Consider the following 2513-nt stretch of genomic DNA (forward strand, 5'->3'; position numbering starts at 1 on the left):
GCCGATTGAGCCGCATTCATTCACCTAAAATCGCTAGGGGCCGTGAGGTCGGGTCCTCATACCATCGCGCCCACTATCGTACCAACACGGTCAAGCAGGTGTGAACCGCCGGGCCGGCCGAAACGCATGTACGAGAGGGGCTTGCGAGGGCCGAGGAGCACCGTGCAATTGGCTCGATGCATAGCGAAATTTACGGCACAAATAAGAAACGCCGGCTTAAAGCCGGCGTTGAATGAGGCGTTGTGGCAGCACTGCAACAGTGAGCTGGATCAGAGCTTGTAGAGGATCTGATCGACCCAGAAGCGTTCGAGCCGGCCGAGCGCCTTGTTGAGGCCTTCGAAGGTCTCGCCGTTGAGGCCGCCCACCTTCTCGATCGACTTGAGGTGACGATCGTAGAGTTCGTCGATCACCTCGGCCACTTCCTCCCCCTTCGGGGTCAGCCGGATGCGGACCGAGCGGCGGTCGGAGCGCGAGCGCTCCTGGAAGATGTAGCCGGTCTCGACCAGCTTCTTCAAATTGTACGAGACATTCGAGCCGAGGTAGTAGCCGCGTGAGCGCAGTTCGCCGGCGGTCATCTCGGCGTCGCCGATGTTGAACATGAGGAGCGCCTGGACGGGGTTGATGTCGTCCCAGCCCATCCGGTCGAACTCGTCCTTGATCAGGTCGAGCAGCCGGCGGTGGAGCCGTTCGACACGGCTGACGGCCTCGAGGTAGAGCGGCTTCAGCCCGGGGGCCTCTTCCGGAACCATTGCCTCTGCGGCGTTGGATTTGATTGCCATTGTTGCCTCACTGTCCTGTCGTCTGCGCGATTTGTTCGCGTCTCATAGGGCCAAACTACGGGCGTCAAAATAAGATGGACTTAAGCCGTAGACTTAAAACTATCTTACGGAAAAAGTTCAGGAATTTGGCTTTACGAGAAGTAACCGGAGGTCAGAAAATTGTAACCTGAATCGTTGGTTACCGAGGGCTCAATCGTGGGCACGGCGGAGCCGCAGGCTGAGGAAGAACAGCACCGCGATGCTGCCCACGAGGAGCAGCCGCAGCGCAAAGCCGAAGGCTCCCATCTGCACGTCGCGCACCCCGCCGAGATACAGGCCGAGCTCGATCACGGTGGCGCCGACCAGCAGCACGGCGCCCCAGCTGGCGCGGATCCAGAGCCCCACCGCGGCGAACAGCCGGGCGATGCAGAAAACGGCCAGATAGGTGAAGCCGGCAGGACCGAGGAGCGCGATCGGGCTTTCCGGGCCGCTCGAAACGCCGAGCAGGCGCGTCGCGTCGGCAAGCCCGAGGAGCAGGGCGATGATCGCAATGATCCTCAGGTAGCGGCCGGCGAGTTCGCTCTGAAAGTCCATGCGCGTGGATAGCGCGGATCACCCGAGGCGACAAGCGCGAGCCTTGGCGCAGCAGGGCTGCGCCTGCTAGAAGCGCCGCGACCGACCGGAGCGCCGATGATGAGCACAGACTGGCCCAAGCACGACATGAGCTTTCTCGGCGGACGCCGGCAGCGGCGGCTGCGCCGGACCGGCTGGATGCGCAACATGGTGCGCGAAACCGTGCTGACCCCACACGATCTGATCTGGCCGCTGTTCATCATCGAAGGGCAGAACGAGCGGACTTCGATAAGGACGCTGCCCGGCGTCGAGCGGCTGAGCGTCGACCTCGCGGTCGAGGCGGCGAAGGCGGCGGCGGCCGAAGGCATCCCTGCGCTGGCGCTGTTCCCCAATACCCAGGACGATCGACGCAACGAGAATGGCAGCGAGGCCTTCAACCCGGACAACCTTACGGCCCGGGCGCTCAGGGCGATCAAGGATGCGGTGCCGGAGATCGGGCTTATCACCGACGTGGCGCTCGACGAGTATTCGTCGGACGGCCAGGACGGACTGGTGCGCGACGGCGAGATCCTCAACGACGAGACGGTCGCGGTGATGGTGAAGGCCGCGCTGATGCAGGCAAGGGCCGGCGCGGACATCATCGCGCCCTCCGACATGATGGACGGCCGCGTCGCCGCCATCCGCCAGGCGCTGGACGCCGAAGGGTTCGACCATGTCGCGATCATGGCCTACTCGGCCAAGTTCGCCTCGGTGTTCTACGGACCGTTCCGCGAGGCGGTGGGATCGGGCAGCCGCCTCAAGGGCGACAAGCGCACCTACCAGCTCGACTACGCCAATTCTGACGAGGCGATGCGGGAGGTGGCTCAGGACATCGCCGAGGGCGCCGACATGGTGATGGTAAAGCCGGGCATGCCCTATCTCGACATCGTACAGCGCTGCCACGACGCCTTCGACGTGCCGCTGTTCGCCTACCAGGTGTCGGGCGAGTATGCGATGATCAAGCTCGCCGGGGCCGCGGGGGCGATCGATGGCGATGGCGCGATGATGGAGAGCCTCGTCGGGTTCAAGCGGGCAGGGGTGGACGGGGTGCTGACCTATTTTGCGCTGGAGGCGGCGCGGGTTTTGAACGCGTAGGAACTTGGCGGCAGGTGGCTGTGGACCCCCACCCCTGTCCCCTCCCCC

At 64.0% G+C, this 2513-nt stretch carries 3 protein-coding genes; 1 reads left to right on the forward strand and 2 read right to left on the reverse strand.

What is annotated here, in order from left to right:
• Positions 1–269: 269 nt before the first annotated feature.
• Complete coding sequence (locus JWQ89_RS09685) at positions 270–779, reverse strand: MarR family winged helix-turn-helix transcriptional regulator (protein WP_299640485.1); 510 nt, start codon at positions 777–779, stop codon at positions 270–272.
• A gap of 189 nt (positions 780–968) precedes the next feature.
• The gene (locus tag JWQ89_RS09690) at positions 969–1352 is read right to left on the reverse strand and encodes a hypothetical protein (protein ID WP_299640487.1); all 384 of its coding nucleotides are present in this window, start codon (positions 1350–1352) and stop codon (positions 969–971) included.
• A gap of 96 nt (positions 1353–1448) precedes the next feature.
• On the opposite strand from JWQ89_RS09690, the gene hemB reads away from it, so the two are divergent.
• Positions 1449–2465 carry a porphobilinogen synthase gene (gene hemB / locus JWQ89_RS09695; protein ID WP_299640488.1) on the forward strand — a complete coding sequence of 339 codons (1017 nt, stop codon included), beginning with the start codon at positions 1449–1451 and terminating at the stop codon, positions 2463–2465.
• Positions 2466–2513 lie beyond the last annotated feature (48 nt).

Source organism: Devosia sp. (genome assembly GCF_028290645.1).
GTDB lineage: Bacteria > Pseudomonadota > Alphaproteobacteria > Rhizobiales > Devosiaceae > Devosia_A.